Origin of the sequence: Pseudomonas sp. FSL R10-2189 (assembly GCF_009600325.1) — a bacterium.
Taxonomy (GTDB): Bacteria; Pseudomonadota; Gammaproteobacteria; order Pseudomonadales; family Pseudomonadaceae; genus Aquipseudomonas; species Aquipseudomonas helleri.
Genome location: NZ_WIVZ01000021.1, coordinates 26,360 through 51,632, shown reverse-complemented (window position 1 = coordinate 51,632; position 25,273 = coordinate 26,360). Strand labels below are relative to the sequence as shown.

The window sequence follows — 25,273 nt, the reverse complement described above, 5'->3', positions numbered from 1 at the left end:
CCGTTGCGGCCACCGTGTTCTTGTGAGGGTTTTTGGATCTTCATCGAAGGTGTAACTAAACCGTCGCTCAGGAAAAGAGCTTGTACAAACCGAATAACCCGAGGGCGACGAAGATATAGAAAGCTATCTGCACACCCTTTTTGGTGACCTTGCGGTTAATGACACCAAGCTCATCGAAAAAGTACGAAACAAACGTATTTGAGTCAACGTCCATCTCGTCGCCGGTTTCCCAAAAAGCAGCTATAGCCTCACCGTGTTTAATTCGCGCAAGGTTCGAGGTTCGCTCGTTGCTGTCTTCTAAATTTATCTGATCTTGAATGAAACATTGCCAAGCCATAATTCGAGCTGTTTTTTCACCAAGAGAGGGAATTCGATCCACTACTATCGCGCGCGCCTGTAGCTCGCTGTTGACCTTAGCAATTCCGTATAAATCAAGGTTTCTCATAGCCGACTCCATTCAATTTTCAGCAATATCATAAGGCCATACGGAACGCGCTCACCAGAGCTTTCGCCATCCGTTCAATAGCCACGGCGCTCCCTGCCCCATACAGGTCATAGCTAATCGAACCTGAAGCGTGTCCCAAGATGGACTCAGCGGTCCCCACAGGCACCTCAGCGGCCTTCAAGGCACCTGCCAGCGAATGACGCAACGAGTGAAAGGTCTGGGTCCGATCAGCGTTCAAGCTCAGGACATCTCGTAGTGCACCATTAAGCACGTTCGAGAACTGACCAGCGCCCAATTTGAACAGCCGAGAGTCGGAGCTATCGACAAACTCACGGAACGCCTGAAGGTCAAACCCATAGGCACCGTCAGTTAGCGGTATGACCCTCAAAGCATTCTTGGTCTTGGCTGTCTTGCCATCGTTCCTATTGATGTCGATGACCCACACGCCCCCAACCTGCTTAATGTCAGCCTTGGTCAACTGCCTCAGTTCCTCGATACGGGTCCCTGTGATGACCCCAAGGGACAAAGCCCAACGCTGCCATGCGTCCACTGGTAGTGAGTTAGCGTAAGCCATCAAGGCTGCTACCTGATCCTGGGAGAACGCCTCACGGGAGCTGTCAGCATCCTTGGATAGCTTCAGTCCCTTATCGAAGCCCTTGGTGAGGTAGCCGTTATTCACAGCCCAATCCATCACCGTTGATAGCCGGGTCATTAGCTTATTCACAGTGGAACCTTTGCGGTCCTCAAGGAGCTTGTCCCGAAGGTTCTTCATGTCCTCCCGAGTGTGGCCCCGCATGTCCAAGTCGCCCAGGATCACGCTGATAGCCTCACACGATGACTTCACGTCACGCATGGTGCTGGCCTCAATGCTGTCTTTGCGTTCCTCCATGTACAGCGCAGAAAGGAACTTGAAGGTCAAAGCTGGGGAAGCGTTTACAGATATAGGCAGGGAGAGGGCCAAAGGCGTGCCACAAGGTTCACTATTGAGGTCCTTCACGATCTCGACCAGCTTCCCTGAACGCCCCCGCATACGCTCCTGTGAGGCCTCAAGGATCTCCAGTGCCTTACTCACTGCCCGTTGCTGATTGATGCTCAGGGGTAGCTTTGCGGAGGCCTTACGAAGCGCCAAGTGATGCTCATCGTTGATCATCTCGTAAGCGACCAGTGAGCTGTCACCGTGTGCCATCGTCAGGTTGTACTCAGCGAACTCAATCAAGCGCTCACGGAGTTCGTCCCATGACGCCTCGGGGTTGTCCAAGTGGTAGGCCTTGAGGGTCGAGAGGATGTCGTCGGAGATGGTCATTGCGGTGGCCTTGTCGGTAGTCCTGAGTGACAGCGTGAAGAAGCCCTTAACGGTTCCTTGAGGGCGAAGGCGAAGGTAATAGCGACCAGACCGGCGATAGTGGTACGGCTTGGCGAGCGCAGTTTGTAACAGGTTTGTCCCACTTTGGGAGCGGTGGTTGATGGTCATCGGCTGAAACCCCTGTATCCATTGGGTTTAGCCTCAAAGGGTCGAGTTTTACAGCAACTATAAAGTCAGCCGCGACCTGATTGAGCTGCGTAACCTGGCACAAGTGGCCGAGCTGATGATTCGCAGTGCAATGGCGAGAAAGGAGTCACGGGGGCTGCATTACACCCTCGACTACCCGGACATGCTGCCTGAAGCGCTGGACACTATTCTGGTGCCAACCACCTACGCCGACTGAACTTGAGTCGCACGCGCAAGCGCCGGTGCTGATCCGGCGCCAGCGCGTCACGCGGGATGCACACCGCTCTCACCCACCGTTCGCCCGGCACGCTGAAGCGCAGCAGCACCATCATCGGCAACGCCAGGCTGTCACGCTGCAACTGCACGGCCTGCCAGCCCTTGGCCCGACTCCATAACTGCCAACCCTCGGCATTTCGTCGCAGACCACTGAAGGCCTTGGCGTGGGTCAACCGAATATGCCTGGGCACTGCCCAAACGCCATGCATCAGGCACAACAACAGCCCAAGCAGGCAAGCCCACACGGGTATCGAAAGAAGGCAGATTGAGATCAGCGCCAGCGATTGCGCTGCCAGATACGCCGCCAGCAATTGCCCGGAGGCATGCCAGCGGCATTCGAAGAAATCACTTGGGCTGGACACGGTCCAGAATCATGCGGACCATGCGCTGCAGCTCGGGGTCTTGAGACTCGCTGCGCTCCATGAACCAGCCGAACATGTCCTGATCTTCGCACTCCAGGAGCTTGCGATAGACTTCGCGATCAACGTCATTGAGGTGCGGGTAAACCTCCTTGACGAACGGTACCAACAGTACGTCCAGCTCAAGCATGCCGCGGCGGCTGTGCCAGTAGAGACGATTGAGTTCAACATCTTCGACCATGGAGCGCTCCTCAAATAGAGCGCAAGTATACAGACCGATCCAAGAGAGAACAGTCGGCTTTGGTCGGTTGTCGAGAACCTTTGCGAACTACCCATTTACAGGTCACCCCTCTATGATGTGCCCCAGACTTTACAACCTGCGATGACTCATGGCCGACTCTGCTTTTTTCTGCACCTTGTCTCACGAAGGCGTTCTTGCTGTTATTGGCAACGACGCCAGCAAGTTCCTGCAGGGACAACTCACCTGTAACCTCAATTATCTGAGCGACACGCGCTCAAGCCTCGGTGCGCGTTGCACGCAGAAAGGCCGGATGCAGTCTAGTTTCCGTATCCTCCTTGAACCGCAGGGCTGCTTTCTGGCGATGGCGCGTGAACTGGTCGAGCCACAATTGGCTGACTTGAAAAAGTACGCGGTGTTCTCCAAATCAAAATTGACCGATGACAGCGATCAGTGGGTGCGCTTTGGCCTGAGCCAGGGCGACGCAGTATTGCAAGGTCTGGGCATCGACCTGCCTGCCGACACAGACAGCGTCGCCCGGGCGAATGGGCTCATCGCCATTCGTGTATCAGAGGGCCGCGCAGAACTGTGGGCACCGGCCGAGCAAGCCGAACACCTGCACCAGCAGTTGAAAGCCCAGTTGCCTGAAGCCGACATCAACCAATGGACACTCGGCCAGATCCGCGCCGGCATTGGTCAGGTCATGCCGCAAACGCGCGAACTGTTCATCCCGCAAATGATCAACCTGCAAGCGGTAGGCGGTGTCAGCTTCAAAAAGGGCTGCTACACCGGGCAAGAAATCGTTGCGCGCATGCAATACCTCGGCAAGCTCAAGCGCCGTCTTTATCGCCTGTCGCTTGAGGCGGGCAATACGCAGCCAGAGCCTGGCACGCCGTTGTTTTCAGCGACACACAGCAGCGCCGTAGGTGAGGTGGTGATTGCCGCTCATACTCCGGAGCGTATTGAGCTGCTGGCCGTGTTGACGGCTGACGCGGTTGAAGCGGGAGACATTCACGTGGGGGATCTGCAAGGCCCTGCACTGACGTTGCTTGACCTGCCTTATCAACTCGACCGTGATCGTGAGATACAGCGTTAATTCTCGAGAATAGAAATGAGCATGTTGGCGAGCAAAGTCCAGATGGACTTGGTAAAGGCCATCGTTCGAGATGACCTGGTTTTGCCCACGCTACCGGAAGTGGCGTTAAATATTCGCAAGGCTGCGGAAAACCCGGAAATCAGCGTCAGCAATCTCAGCAAAGTCATCGGTCGCGATACCGCGCTGGCGGCGCGGCTGATTAAAGTCGTCAACAGCCCGCTCCTGCGGGCGTTGTACGAAGTGACAGACTTGCACACAGCCATCACCCGGCTGGGCGTGAACTACAGCAGCAACCTGGCCATTGGTTTGGTCATGGAACAGATCTTCCACGCCCGCTCGCCCGTCGTCGAAAGCAAAATGCGCGACGTCTGGCGACAAAGCCTGGAGGTGGCCGGTGTGTGCTATGCGTTTTGTCGGCGGTATACCTCGCTCAAACCCGATCAGGCAGCGCTTGGCGGGTTGGTGCATCAAATTGGCGTGTTGCCGATCCTGATTTATGCCGAGGAACACAACGAACTGCTCGCAGACCCGGTGTCGCTGAACCATGTGATCGAACGCATTCACCCGGTGATTGGCGACAAATTGCTCGCGGTCTGGGAATTTCCGGAAATGCTGCTCAAGCTGCCGGGGCAGTATCAGGACGTTGGCCGCGAGTCCAAGGCCATCGACTACATCGACCTGGTGCAAATCGCCACGGTGTTCTGCGAACAGCGCGACACCCCGACACTCAGCCACAACCTGAATGCGCTGCACGCATTCAAGCGGCTGAAGCTGGATGCTGACAGCGAGCTGTTTCAGCAACAAATGAACGATGCGCGCGGGATGTTCATGTAACGCCACACCTGTGTCCGACTGCTAAGCGGCCGCAAGATCAAAAGATCGCGAGGCAAGCTCGCTCCTACAGAACCCGTAGTCGCTGCCGAGGCACGAAGGCTGCGATAGCTCGCGCCTACAGCGAACGATTGTCGGCTGCCGATACGAAGTTCACTCGCACTTTCAGCCCGCGCTGGGCGCCGTCATGCAAGCTGATATGGGCCAGATGCGCGCGGCAGATTTCGCCAACAATGGCCAGGCCCAGGCCACTCCCCGCCACTTGCTGGTTACGTCGATAAAACCGCTCAAACACTCGCTCCCGGTCTTCATAGGGGATACCCGGGCCGTCGTCTTCAACTTCCAGTACCGCTGGCAAGGACACCCGCAAGATCACATTACCCCCGGCGCAGGTATGCGCCAGTGCGTTGTCGATCAGGTTGCTCAATAGCTCATTGAGTAAGGTCGGTTCCCCGCGTAGCCAGACCGGCTGGTCGGCTTCCAGCGCCAGGGCCACGCCTCGGGAATGCGCCAGGGGCGCCATGGCCATGCCCAGCTCACGGGCCAGTTGGCTGAGATCGAGCAATTGCGCCCCGCCCTCAGCAATCGCCCTGGCGCCATTTTCAATACGCGCCAGCGACAACAACTGGTTCGCCAAATGTGTCAGCCGGTCGGTGTCTTTAACCGTTTGTTCCAGCGTGTGACGCAAGACTTGCGGGTCATGTGTGCGCAAGCCCAATTCAATGCGGGCCTTGAGCACGGCCAGCGGGGTGCGTAACTCATGGGCCGCGTCGGCAATAAACTGCGCCTGGCGCTCAAACTGCCAACGCAGGCGCTCGGTGAAGTGGTTCAACGTCTGCACCAGCGGCCTTAGCTCACGCTGCACCGGCACCAGTGGCAACGGGCGTAAATCATCCGGTTCGCGCTCTTCAACGGCGGTGCGCAAACGCTCCAGCGGGCGCAAGGCGGCGCTTACGGCAAACCACACCACCAACAATGCGCCCAGCCCCAGCATGCCCAGACGCAGCAAGGTGTCGGCCATCAGACTGCGGGCCATGGCCACGCGCGCCTCGTCGGTTTCGGCCACACGAATCTCGGCCATGCCATTCATGTTCGGTTCGCTCACAGCCTTGAGCAGGCTCACCACGCGGACGTTTTGCCCACGGTATTCAGCGTTGTAAAAACGCGCCAGCGCCGGGTAGTCGTCAGTCCGCGGCGTGCCGGGTGGCGGTGCCGGCAAGTGTTCATAGCCTGAAATCAGCCGCCGCTGAATATCGTAAACCTGGTAATAGATGCGTCCGGCACTGTCGTAGGCAAAGGTATCGAGCGCCACGTAAGGCACGTCGGCACTCAGACTGCCATCACGCTGTGACAAGCCTGCGGCGATGGTGCGGGCGGATGCCAGCAAGGTGCGGTCGTAGGCCGTATCAGCGGCTTCGCGACCATTGAGGTAAGCACTCAGGCTGCTGGCGAGCATCAGCACCACCAGCAACAGGGTCAGGGTCCACAGCAACCGCCAACGCAGGCTGTCGACCTTAAACATCACGGCCTTCCAGCAAGTAGCCCAGGCCCCGGAACGTCACGATTGCGACCGCATGACCATCAAGTTTTTTGCGCAAGCGGTGCACGTATATTTCAATCGCGTCCGGGCTCGCTTCTTCGTCCAGACCAAACACTTGAGCCGCCAGTTGCTCCTTGCTCATGACCCGCCCTGGCCTTGCGATCAGCGCTTCCAGTACGGCTTGCTCGCGCGAAGTCAGGGTCAGCAATTCATCTTTTAATGTGAAGCGTCGGGTCTCCAGATCGTAAACCAGCGTGCCGCAGCGCTGCTGGCGCTCGCCACCCAACACGCTTCGGCGCAACAGGGCTTTTACCCGCGCTTCGAGTTCGGCCAGCTCAAACGGCTTGGCCAAGTAATCATCGGCGCCCAGATTGAGCCCATGCACCCGGTCCTTGACGTCACTGCGCGCAGTCAGCATCAACACCGGCAGGGTTTTGCCACGCGCCCTCACACGGGCCAGCACTTCAAAGCCATCCATTCGCGGCAGGCCCACGTCAAGAATGGCCATCGCATAGTCTTCGCTGCTCAGTGCCAGGTCAGCGGCCACACCATCGTGCAGGACGTCCACAGTCAGGCCGGTACTTTTCAACGCTTGAGCAACACTCTCGGCCAACTGCAACTGATCCTCGACCAAAAGAACACGCATCGGATTTACCTCATTATTTTTGTTCAGGCCTATGGCTCTGTGCGCGAAGTGTACAGACGCAAACGGGGCTGTGAACCCCAAATAAACACTGAAAGAAAACTGAAAGGTTCACGAAAGGTTGGCGGATTAGGATTCGCCAACAAACAGTTACATCTGTTGCGCAAAAGATTTTTTAGCGCTGCGCAAAACACCTCGACGTGTTTTCGCCAATAAGAACAATAATGGAGCACACCGTATGCTGATGCCTCAGCCTATCGCCCTTTGCCTACCTGCTTGCCCCGTCTTCGCTCACCGCCACACAGGCCTGCGAACGACATTCTGTTGCCCCTCGCTGTACCCATGACGCTGACGATGCACGGCACTTGCCCGGCGTAAACGTTGGCGATGGCCACGGCTGATAACAGCACTTTTCTGCTCGTTTAAAAACAATAACTCCTGCGGAGACATTATGAATTTCTCACTGCGCACTTTGGCTCTTGCTGCCGGCTGCATGTTGTTCGCTGGCCAACTGATGGCTGAACCTAAACGCCCTGAATGTATCGCCCCGGCCTCCCCTGGCGGCGGTTTTGACCTGACCTGCAAGCTGGTGCAAAGCGCACTGGTAAACGAAAAACTGCTCAGTAAACCGATGCGCGTGACCTACATGCCGGGTGGCGTGGGCGCTGTGGCGTATAACGCGGTCGTCGCGCAGCGCCCGGCAGACGCTGGCACATTGGTGGCATGGTCCAGCGGCTCACTGCTGAACTTGGCACAAGGCAAGTTCGGACGCTTTGATGAAAGCAATGTGCGCTGGCTATCAGCTGTGGGCACCAGCTACGGCGCGCTCGCTGTGAAAAAAGACTCGCCCTACAAGAATCTCGACGATCTCGTTCAAGCACTGAAAAAAGATCCGGGCAGTGTGGTGATTGGCTCCGGCGGCACAGTGGGTAGCCAGGACTGGATGCAGACGGCGCTGGTCGCCAAAGCGGCAGGCATCAACCCGCGTGACTTGCGTTACGTCGCGCTGGAAGGCGGCGGCGAAATCGCCACGGCCTTGCTGGGCGGCCATATCCAGGTCGGCAGCACCGATATTTCCGACTCCATGCCTCACATCCAGAGCGGTGACATGCGCCTGCTGGCGGTCTTCGCCGATGAACGTCTTGACGACCCGCAGATGAAAGACATCCCGACCGCCAAGGAACAGGGCTACGACATCGTCTGGCCGGTGGTGCGCGGCTTCTACCTGGGGCCAAAAGTCAGCGATGCCGACTACGCGTGGTGGAAAGACACCTTCGACAAACTACTGGTGTCGGAAGAATTCGCCACCTTGCGCGATCAGCGCGAACTGTTTCCGTTCTCGATGACCGGCCCGGAACTGGACGCCTACGTGAAGAAACAAGTGGCTGAATACAAAATCCTGGCCAAGGAATTTGGCCTCGTTCAGTAACCGTCGCTGATCGCTGACTGTGCCCTTTACCGTGAGGGCACAGCCCTGGAGTGAACCATGCTCTTACAACGTATTTTTGCCTCGGCGCTGCTCATCGTCTGCCTCTGTCTGGCAGCGATGGCGTGGCCCTATCAGGCGTCTTTTTCTTACGAGCCGGTAGGCCCTCGCGCCTTCCCGCTGTTGATGCTTGCTCTGATGAGCCTGGGTTTGATCTACATGATCTTTCGCCCCTCGCCGGTGGTGCACAGCGAAGACGACCCGCAACTGGATCGTGAAACCCTGATCAAGATCGGCCTGTGTGTGGTGCTGTTGCTGATCTTTGCCGGCACCTTCGAAACCCTCGGTTTTGTCCTCAGCGCCATCTTAGTCGGCATCCCGATGGCACGCCTGTATGGCGGCCGCTGGTTGCCGAGCATTGTGATCATCAGCTTGATGAGCGTCGGTCTTTATCTGCTGTTTGATAAAGCAATGGACGTGCCGCTGCCGCTTGGCCTGCTCGAAGTTCTGGAGAACTGATATGGATACTTTTAGCTATTTGGGCCAAGGCTTCGGCGTCGCGCTCAGCCCTTACAACCTGGTCACCGCTTTGTGCGGCACCTTGATCGGCACCGTGGTTGGCCTGCTGCCCGGGCTTGGCCCGATCAACGGCGTGGCCCTGCTGATCCCGATTGCCTTCGCCCTCGGCCTGCCGCCAGAGTCCGCGCTTATCTTGTTGGCCGCGGTGTACCTGGGCTGTGAATACGGCGGCCGTATCAGCTCGATTTTGCTGAACATTCCCGGCGAAGCATCGACGGTCATGACCACCCTGGACGGCTACCCAATGGCCCGTAAAGGCCTGGCCGGCGTGGCGTTGTCGCTCTCGGCCTGGAGCTCGTTCATCGGCGCATTCATTGCCACCTGCGGCATGGTGCTGTTTGCCCCGCTGCTGGCCAAATGGGCGATTGCCTTCGGCCCGGCAGAATACTTTGTGCTCATGGTGTTCGCGATTGTCTGCCTGGGCGGCATGGCCGGCGACCGACCGCTCAAGACGTTTATCGCAGCACTGATCGGCCTGTTTCTGTCGTGCGTCGGGATCGATGCCAACAGCGGTGTGTATCGCTTCACCGGCGATAACATCCACCTGACTGACGGCATCCAGTTTGTCGTGCTGGTGCTCGGGTTGTTTTCCATCAGCGAGATTCTGCTGTTGCTGGAAAAAACCCATCGCGGCCAGGAAGCCGTGAAAGCCACCGGCCGTATGATGTTCAACCTCAAAGAAGCCTCCGCGGTGTTCGTGGTGAATATCCGCTGCGGTTTGTTGGGCTTCATCATGGGCGTGCTGCCGGGTGCCGGTGCAACCTTGGCCAGTGCGGTGGCCTACATGACGGAGAAACGCCTGGCCGGTGCCACAGGCACATTCGGTCAAGGTGACTCGCGTGGTCTGGCGGCACCCGAAACCGCTATCGGCGCTTCGGCGTGTGGCGCCCTGGTCCCGATGCTGACACTCGGCGTACCGGGTTCCGGTACCACGGCGGTGATGATCGGCGCCTTGTCGCTGTACAACATCACCCCGGGCCCGCTGCTGTTTGAACAGCAACCGGACATTGTCTGGGGCCTGATCGCTTCGTTGTTCATCGCCAACATCATGCTGGTGATCCTCAACATTCCGATGATCCGCATCTTCACGCGCATTCTGGCCGTGCCTAACTGGGCACTGGTGCCGGTGATTGCCATCATCACGGCGATTGGCGTGTATGCCGTGCACGCAACCACCTTCGACTTGTTCCTGATGATCGCCATCGGCATCTTCGGCTATATCCTGCGCAAGCTCGACTTCCCGCTGTCGCCGGTCCTGCTGGGGTTCATCCTGGGCGGGCTGATGGAGCAGAACCTGCGTCGTGCGTTGTCGATTTCCAATGGTGCACTGGAGATCTTGTGGGCCAGCCCGATCACGATGAGCGTCTGGGGCCTGACCGCCGTGATGCTGCTGTTCCCTATCGTGCGTATCTGGCGCAAGCGCAGCGCCAAACGCCACACCACAGCCAATGCCTGAATCAGGCGTTAAAGGCTGCGAGTAACACCGCCAGTCGCCCTGACTGGCGGTTGTCTCTATGGCAACCAAGTAAAACGCCTGGCGGGCGCCCTGCTCGCCAGGCAACCGGTTGATCGCCAACTCGCATGTAATCATGCTTAAACATCTATTCAAGCCAGTATTTAAAACTCCCACAACCATGTAGGAAAATTCCATTACTGTCATGGACATTCCTACAACCTTGTCACGTTGATGAGACGTCAGCAGACCGATTATTTTTAGCACCTCAAGAATGATCTTCTCGTCCGGCACACTCCTCAATGCAAGGGCAACATATGAAAAAGCGCAGCTTTTCCAGGCGATCTCTCTCACTGGATACACCCTCTATATCGCCTGATTTCATACCCTCTCTGACGCCAAAGGAACATGAAGTCCTTAGTTGGTGTGCCCAAGGAAAAACTAGTGCCGAGGTGGCGCTCATTCTGAACAGATCAGAAACAACCATAAATTTTCATATCGCCAATGTACGAATGAAATTCGGCGTCACATCGCGTCACGCCGCCGTCATCAAAGCCATTAAGCTCGGCATGCCGCTGCTGCCTTAGCGGGCAATAAAAAGGCGTGCCAAGGACTATAAGCATGAGCCTATCAACAGCCTCTCTCTTACTATCAGAGTGCACCAGCGATGATGCGTTTTGGCCCCCCATCAACTTGACATCGCTAAGAAAAGCCCTGTCCTTGAGTTCAAGTATCAGTGAAGGGCGACTTAGAACAGCAGCGCACGGAGCAACTGCCACCGTCAATAAAGCACTGACCGTGTGGCAGCAGCATGTTCGGCAACAAGGTTATGGGTATTTAGAAGAAGTCCCCGCCCCCACTATCAATAACTGTTCCGTGTTGGTGGCTCACTACCTCAGCGCTGTAGAAGCCACCGCAGCCCTTGAGCTTTATCAGTATTTAAAAATTGCAAAGTGCGGACGCCGCTGTTCTCTGGATGAGCCGCCTGCCCTCCATTTGTTCACGCATGAGTACCGACATCATGACGAATGAAATGATTAGTTTTGCTTCGTACTGGTATCTGGAAATAGGGCTTCCAATCATCGCGATGATCGACCGTAATGCATTGTTTGGGGCCTCTCTGGGGGCGTGGGTGGTCACCAGTGCACGCAGGTCTCTCAAGGGCTGGCAACACGTAGGCTCCTTTCTGCTGAGCGCCTGCGTCGGTTATTTATTCACCCCTGTCGCCCTGCCGCACTTAAACGGCTTATCCGTGGGAGTCACGGCATTTATTTGCGCACTGGTGGTCATACCTATCAGCATAAAACTCATGATTTGGGTCAACACTGCAGATATTGCCGATGTACTGCGACGTTTCAAAGGGCCCAAATAACCTAACGGCGTGCAGCATCATATTCAAGACGGGCTGACAGCTCTTCAACTTGACGAAGCAACAGATAAAGCTGTTGTTTTTCTTCGGCCACTTTATACACAACGCGTTGATCGGAGCGTTTTAATGTTCGAAATATCAATACCATTTTTCGTTCATGTTCGGACAGCCTGCCCACGGCTTCAACCATCGTCGCCGGCGACTGCAATAACATTGGACCCTGCCCTCCAAATAGCCAGTCGAGCGAGACACCATGTGCGCTGGCAAGTTCCATACACACCGAGTAAGGAATTCGATCGCGTCCTTTCCAGCTACTGAGTGTTTGCGGACTTACCCCTAGCACCTCGGAAAGTCCGGAGTCTGTTTTAACGCGGGTTATTTTTTTCAACCGTCCAAGTATTTCAATAGATTTACTGCTACTCAATTTGAATTTTTCCAATTTGACATTGTTGTGTTTTTTGGCAGAATTTACGCGTATTGAGTATTTTTTAGTTATAGATATGTAACATTTCCCATCAAAACAAAAGACTATTGAAACAGCCTATTAGGAAAAAACAAACACATAAAGAAAACCAGAAAAAAAGATTACTTATCCGGAGTCATAATTCTTACAAGAACAGTTAAAAAGGATTACTCATCATCAAAAAACTGACTAACCCCGACATAAGGTGTCAGCCTGCATGATCAACGGATTGATCTTTCTTTGAAATTAACGTGCTTATTCAAACGGGCACACAACAATAGTTCAATTGGAGTCAGTCATGAGCACCTATAAAATGGTTTGTCCGCATTGCTTAAGCAGAATGCGTATTCGCACCAGCGAAGGTCGACATATCTTCTTACGCGTCGCTTATTTGCAATGCACAACCGAAGCCTGCGGCTGGTCAGTCAGGGCAGAATTTGAAATGACCCATGAGCTGTCTCCCAGTGGTATGCCGAACCCGGACGTGCGCCTGCCGGGTGTCAATCAGGAGTTGCGCCAAGCGGCGCTACCGTCCGAAAAAATGACTGCCGAGGGCGCCCGCGCATGACCCTAATTTATTCGCAAATCGAAGACCATCCCTACCTTCAGCAAGCGGCGCTGGTGTTCTTGCGACGTTATCAGGCCCAGCACCCCGGTAACGACCAGGTGCTTTTTTGCAAGGCGGTTCGGTATTTGGTCACGACATTTGAATTAAGCACAGCGCTTGCGGAAAAGCTGGTCAGTCATGCCTATGGCGATTTAAAAACCATTCATGAACGACGACGTCTGGACGTCAGTGCCAGTAGCGATACGCTCGCGGTGATTACCGACCCGGCCAACGGCATGACCTGGGCTGTGCCTGTTGCAGCGATAGTCGGCAGAGTGATTGAAGCGCCCGATAACTGTCGCTTGCGCCTGGTCTGACCCGCACAGGCTCAGATCATTGCGCCTCAGCACACCAGGCGCCTTACCTGGTGTGCCAACGGCGTGTGAGCCCGGATCAAACAGGCGGTAACTTCCAGTCGATCGGGGTCAGGCCATTTTGCTCGAGAAACTTGTTGGTACGACTGAAATGCCCATTGCCGATAAACCCACGGTAAGCCGACAACGGCGACGGGTGCACCGATGTAAGCACCAGATGCTTAGTCGCATCGATCAGCTTTTGCTTGCTCTGCGCATGGGCGCCCCAAAGCAAAAAGACCAGCTGAGGTTGCTGCTCACTGACGACTTGAATAATGCGATCGGTAAAACGTTCCCAGCCTTTTTTGGCATGGGAGGCGGCAATCCCCCGCTCCACGGTCATCGTCGTGTTAAGCAACAACACGCCCTGATCCGCCCAGGACTGCAAACAGCCGTGAGGCGCGATATCAATATTCAAGTCACGCTTGAGTTCTTTATAGATATTGACCAGCGATGGCGGCACTGCGATACCCGGCTGAACCGAGAAACACAAACCATGCGCCTGGCCGGGCCCGTGATAGGGGTCTTGCCCCAAAATGACCACTTTGATGTTGTTCAGCGGCGTTGAGTTCAGCGCATTGAAGATCAATGGCCCGGGCGGGTAGATTTCTTTTCCGGCGGCATGTTCCTGGCGCAAAAACTCGCGCAACTCGCCCATGTAGGGTTCATCGAACTCCTCACGCAAAGCCTGCTTCCAGGCAGCTTCAAGTTTTATACGATCATCCGACGTCATGGTTACACCCTTAAAAACAATGCCGCGGACACTAGAAAAGCTCGCTCCCATTGTCAATTGATCAATACCCGCAGCGCAGACTGACGATACGCACGCCAGCCTGCGACGCAGGGATTAGTCGCGTTACGTGCGCTGTGTTTTATCGGCCTCCCCAGCCTCGGCCGTACCCTCCCCCATAACCATAGTGATACCCGGGCCCAGGCCCCCAGTAGTGTGGCGACGGGGCGTAGTAAGGGTGCGGGTAGACGTAATATGGCCGGTAAACGCCGTAGTAATAAGGTGCTGGCACCGTATAAACATCAGAGCGATAAACGCTGTAACCCGAGTTATAAGGCACACACGCAGACACAGCCAAACCCAATACAACAATAGTGAGTAGACGTCGGAACATGGCGGCCTCCTGGACCGCGAAAGGGCACGATCCAGCGGCGCTGGACGGCGCCAAACAGCAATGCTGCCTGACGATTTATATGACCGCAAAAAGCAGACTCAGTGCCATGCAACACTCACCCTCAGACCAGTGGCCAGGCCCGTACGCGACAAGATGTTTAGCGCAGCGCCAGTGCACAAGGCATACACTGGCGCCACAGATGCCAGTCACTCCACGGACACCCGACATGACAGCTCCCGACCTCTGCCCCGCCTGTGGTGCGCGTAATGACTGCTCTATGGCCAGTGCACAGACCGAGCATCTGCCCTGCTGGTGTTACAGCGTCAGCATTGATCCTGAGATCTTGCGGGCTTTGGCGCCCGAGCAACGCAACAGCGCATGCCTGTGCCCCCGCTGCGCCGACGTACTCAACCAATTACCCTCGGCGCCCCCAGAACACCTCGCGTAAGATGCAGGCCTGTATTTCTTGTGATTGATCGCTATGCGCGTAGACCGTTTTCTGAGCAACCTGCCCCAGTTCAACCGCCAACAGGCTCGCTTGTTGCTGATTGAAAAGCGCGTGCGGGTTGATGGCCAGATCGTCTCTGACCCACACCATGACATTCGCGAGTTCAGCCGGATTGAGCTCGACGAACACGTGTTGCAAGCCGGCAAACCCGCGCGTTATTTCATGCTGCACAAACCGCCAGGCTGCGTCAGCGCCACCCAGGACCCCGAGCACCCGACCGTGCTCGATCTGCTGAACGAAGACGACAAGCACGACCTGCACATCGCGGGTCGACTGGACTTCAACACCAGCGGCTTGATGCTCATCACCAATGACGGTCATTGGTCTCGCCACCTGACGCAACCACAAACCAAACTGCCCAAGGTGTACTACGTCGAGACGGAACAAGACATCACTGACGCTTACATCACCCGGTTCGAACAGGGCGTGTATTTCGCCTACGAAGACCTGACCACCTTGCCTGCCACACTTGAACTGCTCGGCCCACGCTCGGCGCGCTTAAGCATTGTTGAAGGTCGCTATCATCAGGTTAAACGCATGTTTGGCTACTTCGACAATAAGGTCGTGCGCCTGCACCGTGAAAGCATTGGCCCGCTGATGCTCGACAGCCGACTCGCCCCGGGCGAATACCGCGCGTTGACGCCAGAGGAAGTCCAACAGTGCTGCCCTGCGATGCAATAGCTGTAGAAACGAGCTTGCCTCGCGACCTTTTGATCGTTGAAAAGATCGCGAGACAAGCTCGCTCCTACAGATGTGAACTGCGCTTAAGGCCACGCCTGCCTGTCACAATCGCGGCGCATTATCAGTCTGACAGACGCTCGATTCACTGGAGTCAGACCTATGATGAAGCCCGAAATCGCTGTGCTCGACATTCAGGGGCAGTATCGAATTCACACTGAGTTCTACCGCTCTGATACCGCGCAAAACACCATCATTCTGGTCAATGGGTCGATGTCCACCACGGCATCGTTCGCCCAAACCGTCAAAAACCTGCACCCGCACCTCAACGTCGTCCTTTACGATCAGCCCTACGCAGGCCACTCAAAACCCCATAACCGGCATCAGACCCCTCTGACTAAAGAATTGGAAGCCGACGTGCTTCTGGAGTTGATTGAGCACTTCGACGCCCAGTACGTGCTGTCATTTTCATGGGGAGGCACCGCCGCGCTGACCGCCCTGGCCAGTTCACCCCGGCGTATCGAAAAAGCCGTCATCAGCTCATTTTCGCCCCTCATCAATATCCCCATGCGCAACTACCTGGAGCGCGGCCGCCGTTGCCTGGCAGACTGCAACCGCACGCAGGTCGGCAACCTGGTCAACGACACCCTGGGCAAACACCTGCCTTCACTGTTCAAGCGCTTCAACTACCGGCACGTCAGCACCTTGGCCGAACACGAATACGCGCAGATGCACTTTCACATCAACCAGGTGCTGAGCGGCGACCCTCAGTGCTATCTCAAGGCCACACAACGCATTGAAATACCGGTGCTGTTCATCAATGGCGAATGGGACGAATACACCGCCGCCAATGACGCACGGCAATTCGCACACGCGATCCGCGACAGCCAATTTGTCAGCGTTGAAAACACCGGACACTTTCTGGACATGGAACACAAACAGGCCAGCCACATCAGCAAGATTGCCTTGCTCGACTTTTTAAAACCGCCAGCGCCTGTCATCACAAGGCCCGCACAGCGACTGTCGGTAGCGCTGTGACGGTGCTTGAAACACGAAAAGGTTTTAACCAACGCCCTGAAATGCACGTTTCAAGAATAAAAAACTTCTCATCAAGGCCGACTTCTGGTACAAAGTTAGCCGCTTTGAGCGGGTATAGTTTAGTGGCAAAACGAAAGCTTCCCAAGCTTTAGTTGAGGGTTCGATTCCCTTCACCCGCTCCACTTCGACTTTCCAGGGACTTCCACCGAACGCCAGGGAACGTCGTAAGTCATTGTCAGGATTGAGATTTTTACCTTATCTCAATCCACTGACATCCAGCGAAATCCACTCCCAGCCGGTTCTAACTGGTACGTTGAGCGGTACACTGGCAATACGGAGGTCCCCAAAACCGTATTGTTGCTGGAGGAGCCGGGGTTCCGTCGGGAACATGGCATCCAACTCGCTTCGCAGGAGTTGGACTCATGCTTTCAGACCTCCAGGTTCGACAGGCCAAGGTGACCGGCAAGGCGTATTCGCTTGTCGATTTCGACGGTCTCTACTTCTACATCTCCGCCACCGGCTTCAAGGCCTGGCACTTCCGCTTCACTTGGGGCGGCAAGCGCGAGCGCATGTCCTTCGGTGGCTATCCCGCGCTTTCCCTGAAAGACGCTCGCAATCTGCGCGACGAGGCCCGGGCCATGCTGGCCAAGGGCATCAACCCGCATTCGGAGCGCAAGCGCAAGCGCCACGCCATCGTCCTGGCGGGCGAGCACACCTTCCAGGCCATCTACGACAAATGGCTGGCCCACCGCAGCCTCTCTCTGGAAAATGAGGGCCGCCAAAGTACGCCCAAGCAGATCGGGCGCGTCTTCGCCAAGGACGTGTTTCCCGTATTGCGCCACCTGACCATCTACGACGTCACCCGCGCCCACCTGCTGGACATCATCGGCAGAGTGGAAAAGCGTGGCTCGCTGTCGGTGGCCGAGAAGCTGCGCACCTGGTTCAGCCAGCTATTCACCTACGCCTCGGTGGTGGTGCCCAACATGGGCGACAACCCGGCCAAGGATTTGGACGTGGTGGCGATGCCGCTGCCCCCGGTGGAGAACAATCCCTTTTTGCGCATGCCCGAGCTGCCGGCAATGCTGCAGACGTTGCGCAAGTACAGCGGTCGCCTGAATACGCAACTGGGTCTACGTCTGCTGCTGCTCACGGGCGTGCGCACCGGTGAATTGCGCTACGCCACGCCCGATCAGTTTGATCTGGAGCGCGGTCTGTGGATCATCCCGGTTGTCAGGCTCAAGCAACGCAAGCAGCTCACCAAGAAGAAGCGCCAGCGTTTCGCCGACATCCCGCCATACATCGTGCCACTGTCGTTGCAGGCACAAGAGGTCGTTCGTCATTTGCTGGGAAATCTGAAGCCAGCACAGGTGTATCTCATCCCCGGTGATTGGTGCCTGAAAAACCCTCTGAGCGAGAACACGCTCAATGGCGCGCTCAAGCGTATGGGCTATGAAGACCAACTCACTGGGCATGGCGTTCGCGCCACCATCTCGACTGCGCTCAATGAATTGGGGTATCCGCCCAAGTGGGTAGACGCCCAACTTTCGCATGCCGATCCGGATCGGATCAGCGCGACCTACAACCACGCCGAGTACGTCGAGCAACGCCGCGTCATGATGCAGGACTGGGCCGACCGGCTGGACTTGTTCGAGCAGAATCAGGTCGAAGTTGCCAGCACGCACTTGACCATCACGTTGCAGGGCCTGCCCACAATCGCCGGACAGGCGGCAGCGCAGCCGCCCGCCCTGAATCCAAACGCCCCTCAGTTGATCGTTGCGCCTGCACCCGATGCACCAGCGGTTCCAGCTTCCGTCTATCGACTTTCGGCGGTGCATCTGCCCGAGTACGCGCGACCCACGCTGTCAGAGGTGCAGCGCGAGCGCTTGCAATTGCTGGAGATATTCGAGGCATCCCACAACCTGTCGGTGGCCGATTACGCCAAGCTGGTTGGCAAGTCCCGCCGCTGGATCACTTACGAGATTCAGGCCGGCAATCTCCTGTCGATCCATCTGGGTCACCGTGGGCAGCGCGTCCCGGACTGGCAACTCGACCCCATCAAGCGCAAGCTGATTCAGGCTGTCCTGAAGCTGGTGCCGCGCGGTATCGACACCTGGCACATCTATCACGCACTGCTGCGGCCATACGATGCCCTGGGCAAGTGTCCAGTCATCGAGGCCGTCGATCCGACCAACCTGCATCTTGCAGCTCGACTGGTCGCCGCACATGCCATAGAAACCGATGAGCTTGCAGAGCAATCGGAGGCGTCTCCGGTGCTGGCCAGGCAGACTGTAGAGCGCCTGGCAAAAACGGCAATGTTGGTTGATATGCCCGAAGATCCCGTCGCCCGTTGAGCTGAGGCCGAGCGGCAGCACCGTCCGGTCAAGGTCAAAGGAGGGAACGTCGATCGCTTCGCATGGCCGCCCATCCGTCTTCTGCGCGGCCAACTCGCAATTTCCACGTTTTGGCAGGCAGCGTTTAGCGTCGGATCAGCGCTCGGCAGTCACCATAGGCGACTTCTCGGTAATGCTATCTCGCTATATCAGTATCTCGATCGGATATGACACCAGCGGATTTTCGTTGCCAATCTCAAGCCCCGATCAATAGATTCCGAGCGTTCGCCGCTTTTTGAAACCGCTGGCGCATCAGACCATACCGATACGGTTTTGCGAGAGCAGCCACTTCTCACGATCCTGATAGCGCAAGCGTCACTGTCGAGCCGCGACAGACGCTCGGTTTTCTTGTGCCCGATGGATTTTTGCACATCGAGCACACAACGCCTACTCGTTGCGCGAACTGATCAGAAGTCATCAAAAGCGGGCGTCATCACTCGCGTCTTGCGCGGACAACAGGCCGACCATGAGGACGGCTGCAAAAGCAGTCGGCCCTGTAGTTCTTCTCCTGGAAGGAGACGGAGCATGCACGAGAACAAAAATGATGCACCAACATCAAAGGTGTTCTACCGCCCGCTCGAAGCGTCCATCCGCTGGGCCGGACTGCTGCGATACGAGCAGGTGATCCTGGCTTCGGTCTCGTCGCCTATGGATCTGCCGCAGTCGCTGGACTGCCCGCGTTTGGGCGAACTGCGGCTGTACACCGACCGCATCTATGACGGCATCCTCAACGGGGAACTGCCCTTCGGGCAGCATGGCATCACGACACGCGACACCGCGTTGATCGAATCGCCTGATCTGACGGTACGTCATGTCGATCTGAAGTGCTGGATGCGCCAGCACTACCCCGAGCAGCGGCCCGGCTTTCTCTTCTCCCGCAGCGAGCGCATCATCCATCCCTTCATCTCCCTAGAAACAGGGCAAGCCATGCTGGTCGAACGCCAGGGTTTGAAATCCGCCCTGGAACAGACCAAACGTCAGCTTCGCGAGTTGCAGGACAAGCATGACGCGCTGCTCAAGCAGTCCACGGTGATTTCGGCATGCGCGCAGTGTCCGATCAGTGATCGGGCCGAGGCCACCTACCTGAACATCGTTGGCGGCCTGTTAGAGCTGATGCTCGGCCAGTCGCCATCGGGCACGCCGTACTCCAGCTTCAAGACGCAGGAGGCCGTGGTCAGCGCGCTGGTCGCCCATCACAGCGGCGCCATGGGTATCGCGGAGCGGACATTGAACGGCAAGTTCGCCACCGCCAGGCGCCGGTTGCGTAGCGCCTCCCGCTGAGATTTGCCAGCTTGTATGTGCAGTAGCGGAGATTGCATTTGCAATGTCTTTTCGCTGCCGTGTCTATTGAATAGAGGTCACGCCAACAAACGCCACTGAGCGTTCAGGAGTGACCGCCATGTCGCAAACACCTGTACTGCCGCCAAACGAGCGCCGCATCCTGCGCCTGGAAGAAGTCGAAGCGAAATCCGGTTTCAAGCGCGCCCACATCTACAACCTGATGAAGAAACGCCAGTTCCCGCAAGCGCTGCGTCTGGGCGTGCGCGCCGTGGGCTGGGACTCCATCGAAATCGATCAGTGGATCGACGAGCGCGTCAACAACCGGGCCTGATCCGTTCTCCCGCGGACTTTCCATCCTCATACGGAGAACACCATGCAGGTCGTATCCATCATTTCAACCAAAGGCGGGGTCGGCAAGACCACCACGGCCGCAAACCTGGGCGGTCTCGCTGCGGACGCCGGACTGCGCGTGCTGCTGCTCGATCTCGATGTGCAGCCCACCTTGTCCTCCTACTATGAGCTGGCTCACCGCGCGCCCGGCGGCATCTATGAATTGCTGGCCTTCAACGAGCGCGACCTCGACCAGCTTGTGTCCCGCACGATCATCGCGGGCCTGGACTTGGTGCTCTCCAACGACCACCGAGGAGAACTGAACACTTTGCTGCTGCATGCGCCAGACGGGCGCCTGCGGCTGCGGCATCTGCTGCCGATACTGAACCCCCTCTACGACCTGGTGCTGATCGATACCCAGGGCGCGCGCTCGGTGATGCTGGAGATGGCGGTGCTTGCCTCCGACCTCGCGCTGTCGCCCGTGACTCCGGAAATCCTCGCCGCCCGCGAACTGCGGCGCGGCACCATGCAGTTGCTGGAGGACATTGCACCATACCGGCACCTGGGTATCGAGCCGCCGCCGCTGTACCTGCTCATCAACCGCGTCCATCCGGTGTCCGCCAACGCCCGGCTGATCCAGCAGGCGCTGCGCGATCTTTTCCAGGGCCACACCGACATTCGGATTCTGGCCACCGACGTACCGGCCATTGAGGCTTATCCGCGTGCTGCGACGCGCGGCCTGCCGGTGCATCGGGTCGAGTACCGCCAACCAGTGGGCAGAGTCGCTCCCGCCGCGCTCGCCACCATGCGCGATCTTGCCGGCGAATTGCTCCCACAGTGGCAGGATCGATTTGCCGCTGTGCCCGGCCGTCCGCCACAGCCTCTTGATACCAGGAGGCCCCATGGCCAACGCACATGAACTGGCCCGAGGCCACAGCCGGCTGCGCGCTCTGATCGAGTTCGCCGTCGGCGAAGGCTGGCACGTAAAGCGCACGGCGGGCGGTCACCTCAAGTTCACCAAGGCAGGCTGCGCCGCGATCTACACCAGTTCGACGGCCAGCGATCACCGGGCAGCCCTCAACGCCCGTGCGCAGATCCGTCGTGCTGAGCGCGAGACCCGGTCCCAAGCGCAGGGGGGGCGGCCATGACTGAGATCACCTCCCAGCAGATGGCCGGCAAACTGCTTGCATCCGGGTTCGAGCGCAGCGGCCCGTCAGCAACGTCCTTGAGCGACCCGATCGCCGACACGCCCATGGTCGTGACCCTGGACCAGTTGCGCCCCTACGACCACGACCCGCGCAAGAAGCGCAATCCGGTGTACGAGGAAATCAAGGCATCCATCCGCGAGCGTGGTCTGGACGCGGCACCGACCATCACCCGGCGGCCCGGCGACGATCACTACATCATCCGCAATGGCGGCAACACGCGACTGGCAATCCTGCGCGAACTCTGGTCGGAGACCAGGGACGAACGATTTTTTCGGGTCTCATGCCTGTTCCGCCCGTGGCCCGAGCGTGGCGAGATCGTCGCGCTCACCGGGCATCTTGCGGAAAACGAACTGCGCGGTGGCCTCACCTTCATCGAGCGCGCTTTGGGCGTCGAGAAAGCGCGCGAGTTCTACGAACTGGAAAGCGGCTCCCCCCTGAGCCAATCCGAGCTGGCCCGCCGCCTGGCCGCCGATGGATACCCCGTGCAGCAGTCGCACATCAGCCGGATGGCCGACGCCGTACGCTACCTGCTGCCCGCAATCCCGACCGTGCTCTACGCCGGCCTGGGGCGTCACCAGGTCGAGCGGTTGTCGGTCATGCGCAAGGCCTGCGAGCGCACCTGGGAGCATTACGCCAAAGGCCGCTCACTGATTCAGGACTTCGACGAGTTCTTTCAGGAAGTGCTGTCGCAATTCGATGTCCAGGCCGACGAGTTCTCTGCGCAGCGCGTACAGGACGAACTGATCGGCCAGATGACCGAATTGCTGGGTGTTGATTACGACGTGCTCGCTCTGGACATGACCGAATCCGAGAACCGCCAGCGTGCCTTGGTCAGCGAGCCGACGCCGCCCTCGACGCCGCCTGCCTTGCCAGAGCCAGAAGCCATCGCGCGCCCACCTGCCGATACTGCGCCACCTGCTGCGAGGCCGACGGCAACCCCCTCGACGGGCGAGAGCGATGCGGATGCCAGTCATTCGGGCGCGGTCAGTCCGGCGGCAGATGGCGACCTGCTTCAGAAGCACATTGTCTCCCCGGCGCTGACAACGGAGCGACTTGAGTCCATCCAGCGCATGGTCGCCGACCAGTTGGGCGATGCACTGCCGCACGACTTCTCGGCGAATGTCTTGCAGTCCATCCCTGTGCAGGCTGGCGGGCTCTATCCGATCTCGGATGTCTGGTACATCGCCCCCGGCCTGGACACACCCGAGCACCTGCGCATCCACGTCGCGCAGTTTGCCCGCGAGATTGCGGTCGAGGCAGACCTGGGCGAGTGCATCGATGACCGCCCAGACGGCATCGGCTTCGCCTGCCGTGCTCGCACCACAAACCCAGCGTCGCTGGGCCGTGCCGTCCATGCGCTGTTGGCTTGCCTGGCCGGTCAGCAGCCCGCCGACGTCGGTCTGGACAACGGGCAACTCGTAATCGACCTGCCGGCGCTGCTGCACGGCCAGGGCGACGTAGCCCGACGATTGAGCGACACCGCGCTGGTCAAGCTGTTCCGCCTGCTGCGACTGGCCCGCCGCCTGCTCGATCTCGAAGCCGGCGCTGCGGACTCTGGAACCTAAGCGAGGGAGGCCAGCATGTCCACAGCACACCCACTCAACCAGGCTGTCATCGCCCAGGCCCTCTATGACCTGCGCAATGGGCAACTGCGCCGCTGCAAACTGATGGGGTTTGGCGAGGCAGAGCTGGATGCCCTCAAGCATCCCGCGCTGATCAGCGTGCTGGCCAACGCCAACGTCTCCTGGTGCTCAGTGACGGTCAACCGCGAAGTGCTGCGGCGGCTGCTCCAGCAGGCGCAGGACGTGGAGAAGGAAATCGCCACGGTCGATCGCATGCTCAGGCTGGGCGCGAGCACGGAGATGGTCAGCAAGTTCTATGGCTTGACGCATCAGGAAGTAGCGCTTCGCCGTGAAATCCTCGGTCTACCCAAGCGCAAGGGTCGGCACCCCGTGCTGGACGAGGAGCAGGACACGGAGCTGTGGCGGCAATGGAAGGCCGTGACCAACAACAGAACCGTCGATCTCGAAGATGACACTTCCATCCTCGATGCCGCCATGGACTTGGCCGAAGGCATGTCGCTGCCTCTGTCGGTGGTCTGGGCCTCGATCAAGAGCTGGGTCGATCAGGGACTGGCTTGAGTCATGGCCGTGGACGACACCGCACCACGGGCCCTACGCCAAGGCCCCATCGCACTGGCAGAACTGTTCGATGCTGCGCTGAAAGACCTTGCGCCCACCCCCAGCGCACCTGCGCCTACACCGGCACAGTCGCCCACGCCCACGCCCACCTCCGGCGATGCTTTCCTATTCAGTGGCAACCGACACGAAACGGTGCCACGCAAGCTGTTCCTCGACCGCCGCCTGACGCCGCTGGAACGAAACGCCTGGCAAGTGTTCCGGCTGATGCTCAACGACGACGGCGTAACCGCATTTCCCACCTACGAGCAGTTGCGCCCCTGGCTGGCGTCCATGCCCTGCGCAGGCCAGGCCTCGCATGAAACCGTGGCACGGGCGCTGACACTGATGCGCCTGACCCGCTGGCTGAGCCTGGTTCGGCGACGGCGTGACCCCAAGACCGGCCGCATCCTCGGCAATCTGTACGTGCTGCATGACGACCCCCTGACACCGTTCGAGGCCATGCAGCTCGACCCGGACTACCTGCAACTCGTCAGCCAGGCGCTCGGCCATTCTGCCAAGGCCGTGCAAATCGTGGGCCTGCACACGCTCAAGGAAATCGGTGAAGACCCATTACTGGCCGGACGCACCCTCCCGTCACGGTTGCAGGTGATGGCCGAACGTCTCGCCAACCAGAACCTCATGGCCAGTGATAGTTATCCACAGGAGGACGCCATTCACCATTCCGAAGAAGGGGCTCCGAGCCTTCTTCGGAATGGTGAACGACCCGCTACGGATTCCGAAGCAGGGCTGAAACCCGCGCCAGACGTCTCTCTTCGGAATCCGAAGCAGGCCCGTACAGTACGTAGTAGTTGTCTTAATGAAGTACGTACTACCGCGCAAGCACGCGCGTTGGGCGATCTGCAATGGCCCAAGCGCTTCACGGAACTGAAGGCGGAACAGCAAGCGGGTGCCAAGGTGGCATTGCAGCAGGTTGATGCCTCGCTGAGGCAGGACGTGCTGGACGAATGGGCCGCGCGTTGTAGCAACCATGGCATCCGCAATCCCGCTGGGTATCTGTTCGGCATCATCCAGCGGGCCATCCACGGTGAGTTCAATGCCTGGGCCAAGAAAGACCCTCCACCGGCACCCACCCCGCCAAACGAACGGCCACCGCCCGCATCACCACCCCAAACGCAGGGTAAGCCGGTGCCACCAGAAGTCGCCAGGCAGCACATCGAGCGGCTGCGCAATCTGCTCGCCAGCAAGTGAGCCGACCGACAAGGCGGTGAAGTGGACGCCTATGGATGCCAGTAGAGCTATCCCCTGGGGATAGTTCCACCGTTGGGGCGGATGCCGTGCAGTCGCAGGCCTCGCCTCGAACATCTGCCGCAGCATCGGCGTGGCCTCCCCTGATGCCGACGCGCAGCGT

At 58.2% G+C, this 25,273-nt stretch carries 29 protein-coding genes, 1 tRNA gene and 1 pseudogene; 23 read left to right on the top strand and 8 right to left on the bottom strand.

Features of this window, described 5'->3' with window-relative positions; genetic code table 11:
- Positions 1–67: 67 nt before the first annotated feature.
- Positions 68–445, bottom strand: coding sequence for a hypothetical protein (locus tag GHO32_RS16070; protein WP_056790528.1), 378 nt, complete (start codon positions 443–445; stop codon positions 68–70).
- A 28-nt stretch (positions 446–473) separates the two neighbouring features.
- On the bottom strand, positions 474–1,916 hold the full coding sequence (locus GHO32_RS16065) for a tyrosine-type recombinase/integrase (RefSeq protein ID WP_056790525.1): 1,443 nt from the start codon (positions 1,914–1,916) through the stop codon (positions 474–476).
- Between the two features lie 43 nt (positions 1,917–1,959).
- Between GHO32_RS16065 and GHO32_RS16060 the strand changes: the two are divergent.
- Positions 1,960–2,151 (top strand): annotated as a pseudogene (locus GHO32_RS16060) (L-aspartate oxidase); the annotation flags it as partial.
- Here the strand turns inward: GHO32_RS16060 and GHO32_RS16055 are convergent.
- Both GHO32_RS16055 and GHO32_RS16050 read right to left on the bottom strand, forming a co-directional pair.
- Positions 2,120–2,572, bottom strand: coding sequence for a protein YgfX (locus GHO32_RS16055; RefSeq protein ID WP_262125117.1), 453 nt, complete (start codon positions 2,570–2,572; stop codon positions 2,120–2,122). The pseudogene GHO32_RS16060 and the gene GHO32_RS16055 sit on opposite strands and share 32 nt — an antisense overlap.
- The gene (locus tag GHO32_RS16050; RefSeq protein ID WP_048385476.1) at positions 2,556–2,810 is read right to left on the bottom strand and encodes a succinate dehydrogenase assembly factor 2; all 255 of its coding nucleotides are present in this window, start codon (positions 2,808–2,810) and stop codon (positions 2,556–2,558) included. The genes GHO32_RS16055 and GHO32_RS16050 overlap by 17 nt, the downstream gene beginning before the upstream one ends.
- A gap of 148 nt (positions 2,811–2,958) precedes the next feature.
- Between GHO32_RS16050 and GHO32_RS16045 the strand changes: the two genes are divergently transcribed.
- Both GHO32_RS16045 and GHO32_RS16040 read left to right on the top strand, forming a co-directional pair.
- Positions 2,959–3,903, top strand: a complete 945-nt coding sequence (locus GHO32_RS16045) for a folate-binding protein YgfZ (protein ID WP_153334162.1) — start codon at positions 2,959–2,961, stop codon at positions 3,901–3,903.
- A gap of 15 nt (positions 3,904–3,918) precedes the next feature.
- Positions 3,919–4,737, top strand: coding sequence for an HDOD domain-containing protein (locus GHO32_RS16040; RefSeq protein WP_048385479.1), 819 nt, complete (start codon positions 3,919–3,921; stop codon positions 4,735–4,737).
- Between the two features lie 115 nt (positions 4,738–4,852).
- Here GHO32_RS16040 and GHO32_RS16035 read toward each other — a convergent pair whose 3' ends face one another.
- Together GHO32_RS16035 and GHO32_RS16030 are read right to left on the bottom strand one after the other, a co-directional pair.
- Positions 4,853–6,256, bottom strand: a complete 1,404-nt coding sequence (locus GHO32_RS16035) for a sensor histidine kinase (protein ID WP_123749753.1) — start codon at positions 6,254–6,256, stop codon at positions 4,853–4,855.
- Positions 6,249–6,920: a response regulator gene (locus GHO32_RS16030; RefSeq protein ID WP_153334160.1), complete on the bottom strand. Its 672-nt coding sequence runs from the start codon at positions 6,918–6,920 to the stop codon at positions 6,249–6,251. The genes GHO32_RS16035 and GHO32_RS16030 overlap by 8 nt, the downstream gene beginning before the upstream one ends.
- Positions 6,921–7,368: 448 nt before the next feature.
- On the opposite strand from GHO32_RS16030, the gene GHO32_RS16025 reads away from it, so the two are divergent.
- The 6 genes from GHO32_RS16025 to GHO32_RS16000 all read left to right on the top strand — a co-directional run bounded on the left by GHO32_RS16025 (position 7,369) and on the right by GHO32_RS16000 (position 11,747).
- On the top strand, positions 7,369–8,346 hold the full coding sequence (locus GHO32_RS16025) for a tripartite tricarboxylate transporter substrate binding protein (protein ID WP_153334158.1): 978 nt from the start codon (positions 7,369–7,371) through the stop codon (positions 8,344–8,346).
- Positions 8,347–8,403: 57 nt separating this feature from the next.
- Positions 8,404–8,862: a tripartite tricarboxylate transporter TctB family protein gene (locus GHO32_RS16020; protein ID WP_123749750.1), complete on the top strand. Its 459-nt coding sequence runs from the start codon at positions 8,404–8,406 to the stop codon at positions 8,860–8,862.
- A gap of 1 nt (position 8,863) precedes the next feature.
- Positions 8,864–10,378: a tripartite tricarboxylate transporter permease gene (locus GHO32_RS16015; RefSeq protein ID WP_048368007.1), complete on the top strand. Its 1,515-nt coding sequence runs from the start codon at positions 8,864–8,866 to the stop codon at positions 10,376–10,378.
- Positions 10,379–10,677: 299 nt separating this feature from the next.
- Entirely contained in the window at positions 10,678–10,962 is a 285-nt protein-coding gene (locus GHO32_RS16010; RefSeq protein ID WP_306106469.1) for a helix-turn-helix transcriptional regulator, read from the top strand.
- 34 nt (positions 10,963–10,996) lie between these two features.
- Complete coding sequence (locus GHO32_RS16005; RefSeq protein ID WP_123749749.1) at positions 10,997–11,407, top strand: head completion/stabilization protein; 411 nt, start codon at positions 10,997–10,999, stop codon at positions 11,405–11,407.
- The gene (locus tag GHO32_RS16000) at positions 11,397–11,747 is read left to right on the top strand and encodes a putative holin (RefSeq protein WP_123749748.1); all 351 of its coding nucleotides are present in this window, start codon (positions 11,397–11,399) and stop codon (positions 11,745–11,747) included. The genes GHO32_RS16005 and GHO32_RS16000 overlap by 11 nt, the downstream gene beginning before the upstream one ends.
- Position 11,748: 1 nt before the next feature.
- Here GHO32_RS16000 and GHO32_RS15995 read toward each other — a convergent pair whose 3' ends face one another.
- Positions 11,749–12,168 (bottom strand): helix-turn-helix domain-containing protein, encoded by a 420-nt coding sequence (locus GHO32_RS15995; RefSeq protein WP_178113897.1) that lies wholly within the window; start codon positions 12,166–12,168, stop codon positions 11,749–11,751.
- 337 nt (positions 12,169–12,505) lie between these two features.
- Here GHO32_RS15995 and GHO32_RS15990 point away from each other — a divergent pair, with 337 nt between their 5' ends.
- Positions 12,506–12,775, top strand: coding sequence for an ogr/Delta-like zinc finger family protein (locus GHO32_RS15990; protein WP_123749746.1), 270 nt, complete (start codon positions 12,506–12,508; stop codon positions 12,773–12,775).
- Positions 12,772–13,131, top strand: coding sequence for a hypothetical protein (locus GHO32_RS15985; RefSeq protein WP_153334154.1), 360 nt, complete (start codon positions 12,772–12,774; stop codon positions 13,129–13,131). The genes GHO32_RS15990 and GHO32_RS15985 overlap by 4 nt, the downstream gene beginning before the upstream one ends.
- 76 nt (positions 13,132–13,207) lie before the next feature.
- On the opposite strand, the gene ung is transcribed toward GHO32_RS15985, so the two are convergent.
- A complete protein-coding gene (ung, locus tag GHO32_RS15980; RefSeq protein ID WP_123749745.1) occupies positions 13,208–13,900 on the bottom strand; it encodes a uracil-DNA glycosylase in 693 nt (230 codons plus the stop codon).
- Between the two features lie 617 nt (positions 13,901–14,517).
- Here ung and GHO32_RS15975 point away from each other — a divergent pair.
- From GHO32_RS15975 to GHO32_RS15920, 12 genes are all read left to right on the top strand, one after another.
- Positions 14,518–14,739 (top strand): cysteine-rich CWC family protein, encoded by a 222-nt coding sequence (locus tag GHO32_RS15975; RefSeq protein WP_153334152.1) that lies wholly within the window; start codon positions 14,518–14,520, stop codon positions 14,737–14,739.
- 33 nt (positions 14,740–14,772) lie between these two features.
- Positions 14,773–15,480 (top strand): pseudouridine synthase, encoded by a 708-nt coding sequence (locus GHO32_RS15970; protein WP_153334150.1) that lies wholly within the window; start codon positions 14,773–14,775, stop codon positions 15,478–15,480.
- Positions 15,481–15,642: 162 nt separating this feature from the next.
- Positions 15,643–16,515 (top strand): alpha/beta fold hydrolase, encoded by an 873-nt coding sequence (locus tag GHO32_RS15965; RefSeq protein ID WP_178113899.1) that lies wholly within the window; start codon positions 15,643–15,645, stop codon positions 16,513–16,515.
- 108 nt (positions 16,516–16,623) lie between these two features.
- A tRNA-Gly gene (locus tag GHO32_RS15960) sits at positions 16,624–16,697 on the top strand.
- Between the two features lie 240 nt (positions 16,698–16,937).
- Positions 16,938–18,866: an integrase arm-type DNA-binding domain-containing protein gene (locus tag GHO32_RS15955; RefSeq protein WP_153442913.1), complete on the top strand. Its 1,929-nt coding sequence runs from the start codon at positions 16,938–16,940 to the stop codon at positions 18,864–18,866.
- A gap of 564 nt (positions 18,867–19,430) precedes the next feature.
- A complete protein-coding gene (locus GHO32_RS15950) occupies positions 19,431–20,186 on the top strand; it encodes a hypothetical protein (protein WP_012205951.1) in 756 nt (251 codons plus the stop codon).
- A 118-nt stretch (positions 20,187–20,304) separates the two neighbouring features.
- On the top strand, positions 20,305–20,517 hold the full coding sequence (locus GHO32_RS15945; protein WP_012205952.1) for an AlpA family transcriptional regulator: 213 nt from the start codon (positions 20,305–20,307) through the stop codon (positions 20,515–20,517).
- 42 nt (positions 20,518–20,559) lie between these two features.
- Positions 20,560–21,435: a ParA family protein gene (locus GHO32_RS15940; RefSeq protein ID WP_153442911.1), complete on the top strand. Its 876-nt coding sequence runs from the start codon at positions 20,560–20,562 to the stop codon at positions 21,433–21,435.
- On the top strand, positions 21,419–21,664 hold the full coding sequence (locus GHO32_RS15935; RefSeq protein WP_034065541.1) for a hypothetical protein: 246 nt from the start codon (positions 21,419–21,421) through the stop codon (positions 21,662–21,664). The genes GHO32_RS15940 and GHO32_RS15935 overlap by 17 nt, the downstream gene beginning before the upstream one ends.
- Positions 21,661–23,289 (top strand): ParB family protein, encoded by a 1,629-nt coding sequence (locus GHO32_RS15930; RefSeq protein WP_153442909.1) that lies wholly within the window; start codon positions 21,661–21,663, stop codon positions 23,287–23,289. The genes GHO32_RS15935 and GHO32_RS15930 overlap by 4 nt, the downstream gene beginning before the upstream one ends.
- A 15-nt stretch (positions 23,290–23,304) precedes the next feature.
- Positions 23,305–23,865 carry a DUF2857 domain-containing protein gene (locus GHO32_RS15925; protein WP_034065544.1) on the top strand — a complete coding sequence of 187 codons (561 nt, stop codon included), beginning with the start codon at positions 23,305–23,307 and terminating at the stop codon, positions 23,863–23,865.
- A 3-nt stretch (positions 23,866–23,868) separates the two neighbouring features.
- Complete coding sequence (locus GHO32_RS15920; RefSeq protein ID WP_054911179.1) at positions 23,869–25,113, top strand: STY4528 family pathogenicity island replication protein; 1,245 nt, start codon at positions 23,869–23,871, stop codon at positions 25,111–25,113.
- Positions 25,114–25,273 lie beyond the last annotated feature (160 nt).

What these genes read in the sequence shown, in the direction of transcription:
- GHO32_RS16070 (WP_056790528.1), bottom strand. Translation starts at nt 445, where the DNA reads ATGAGAAACCTTGATTTATACGGAATTGCTAAGGTCAACAGCGAGCTA.
- GHO32_RS16065 (WP_056790525.1), bottom strand. Translation starts at nt 1,916, where the DNA reads ATGACCATCAACCACCGCTCCCAAAGTGGGACAAACCTGTTACAAACT.
- GHO32_RS16050 (WP_048385476.1), bottom strand. Translation starts at nt 2,810, where the DNA reads ATGGTCGAAGATGTTGAACTCAATCGTCTCTACTGGCACAGCCGCCGC.
- GHO32_RS16045 (WP_153334162.1), top strand. Translation starts at nt 2,959, where the DNA reads ATGGCCGACTCTGCTTTTTTCTGCACCTTGTCTCACGAAGGCGTTCTT.
- GHO32_RS16040 (WP_048385479.1), top strand. Translation starts at nt 3,919, where the DNA reads ATGAGCATGTTGGCGAGCAAAGTCCAGATGGACTTGGTAAAGGCCATC.
- GHO32_RS16035 (WP_123749753.1), bottom strand. Translation starts at nt 6,256, where the DNA reads ATGTTTAAGGTCGACAGCCTGCGTTGGCGGTTGCTGTGGACCCTGACC.
- GHO32_RS16030 (WP_153334160.1), bottom strand. Translation starts at nt 6,920, where the DNA reads ATGCGTGTTCTTTTGGTCGAGGATCAGTTGCAGTTGGCCGAGAGTGTT.
- GHO32_RS16025 (WP_153334158.1), top strand. Translation starts at nt 7,369, where the DNA reads ATGAATTTCTCACTGCGCACTTTGGCTCTTGCTGCCGGCTGCATGTTG.
- GHO32_RS16020 (WP_123749750.1), top strand. Translation starts at nt 8,404, where the DNA reads ATGCTCTTACAACGTATTTTTGCCTCGGCGCTGCTCATCGTCTGCCTC.
- GHO32_RS16015 (WP_048368007.1), top strand. Translation starts at nt 8,864, where the DNA reads ATGGATACTTTTAGCTATTTGGGCCAAGGCTTCGGCGTCGCGCTCAGC.
- GHO32_RS16010 (WP_306106469.1), top strand. Translation starts at nt 10,678, where the DNA reads ATGCAAGGGCAACATATGAAAAAGCGCAGCTTTTCCAGGCGATCTCTC.
- GHO32_RS16005 (WP_123749749.1), top strand. Translation starts at nt 10,997, where the DNA reads ATGAGCCTATCAACAGCCTCTCTCTTACTATCAGAGTGCACCAGCGAT.
- GHO32_RS16000 (WP_123749748.1), top strand. Translation starts at nt 11,397, where the DNA reads ATGACGAATGAAATGATTAGTTTTGCTTCGTACTGGTATCTGGAAATA.
- GHO32_RS15990 (WP_123749746.1), top strand. Translation starts at nt 12,506, where the DNA reads ATGAGCACCTATAAAATGGTTTGTCCGCATTGCTTAAGCAGAATGCGT.
- GHO32_RS15985 (WP_153334154.1), top strand. Translation starts at nt 12,772, where the DNA reads ATGACCCTAATTTATTCGCAAATCGAAGACCATCCCTACCTTCAGCAA.
- ung (WP_123749745.1), bottom strand. Translation starts at nt 13,900, where the DNA reads ATGACGTCGGATGATCGTATAAAACTTGAAGCTGCCTGGAAGCAGGCT.
- GHO32_RS15975 (WP_153334152.1), top strand. Translation starts at nt 14,518, where the DNA reads ATGACAGCTCCCGACCTCTGCCCCGCCTGTGGTGCGCGTAATGACTGC.
- GHO32_RS15970 (WP_153334150.1), top strand. Translation starts at nt 14,773, where the DNA reads ATGCGCGTAGACCGTTTTCTGAGCAACCTGCCCCAGTTCAACCGCCAA.
- GHO32_RS15965 (WP_178113899.1), top strand. Translation starts at nt 15,643, where the DNA reads ATGAAGCCCGAAATCGCTGTGCTCGACATTCAGGGGCAGTATCGAATT.
- GHO32_RS15955 (WP_153442913.1), top strand. Translation starts at nt 16,938, where the DNA reads ATGCTTTCAGACCTCCAGGTTCGACAGGCCAAGGTGACCGGCAAGGCG.
- GHO32_RS15950 (WP_012205951.1), top strand. Translation starts at nt 19,431, where the DNA reads ATGCACGAGAACAAAAATGATGCACCAACATCAAAGGTGTTCTACCGC.
- GHO32_RS15945 (WP_012205952.1), top strand. Translation starts at nt 20,305, where the DNA reads ATGTCGCAAACACCTGTACTGCCGCCAAACGAGCGCCGCATCCTGCGC.
- GHO32_RS15940 (WP_153442911.1), top strand. Translation starts at nt 20,560, where the DNA reads ATGCAGGTCGTATCCATCATTTCAACCAAAGGCGGGGTCGGCAAGACC.
- GHO32_RS15935 (WP_034065541.1), top strand. Translation starts at nt 21,419, where the DNA reads ATGGCCAACGCACATGAACTGGCCCGAGGCCACAGCCGGCTGCGCGCT.
- GHO32_RS15930 (WP_153442909.1), top strand. Translation starts at nt 21,661, where the DNA reads ATGACTGAGATCACCTCCCAGCAGATGGCCGGCAAACTGCTTGCATCC.
- GHO32_RS15925 (WP_034065544.1), top strand. Translation starts at nt 23,305, where the DNA reads ATGTCCACAGCACACCCACTCAACCAGGCTGTCATCGCCCAGGCCCTC.
- GHO32_RS15920 (WP_054911179.1), top strand. Translation starts at nt 23,869, where the DNA reads ATGGCCGTGGACGACACCGCACCACGGGCCCTACGCCAAGGCCCCATC.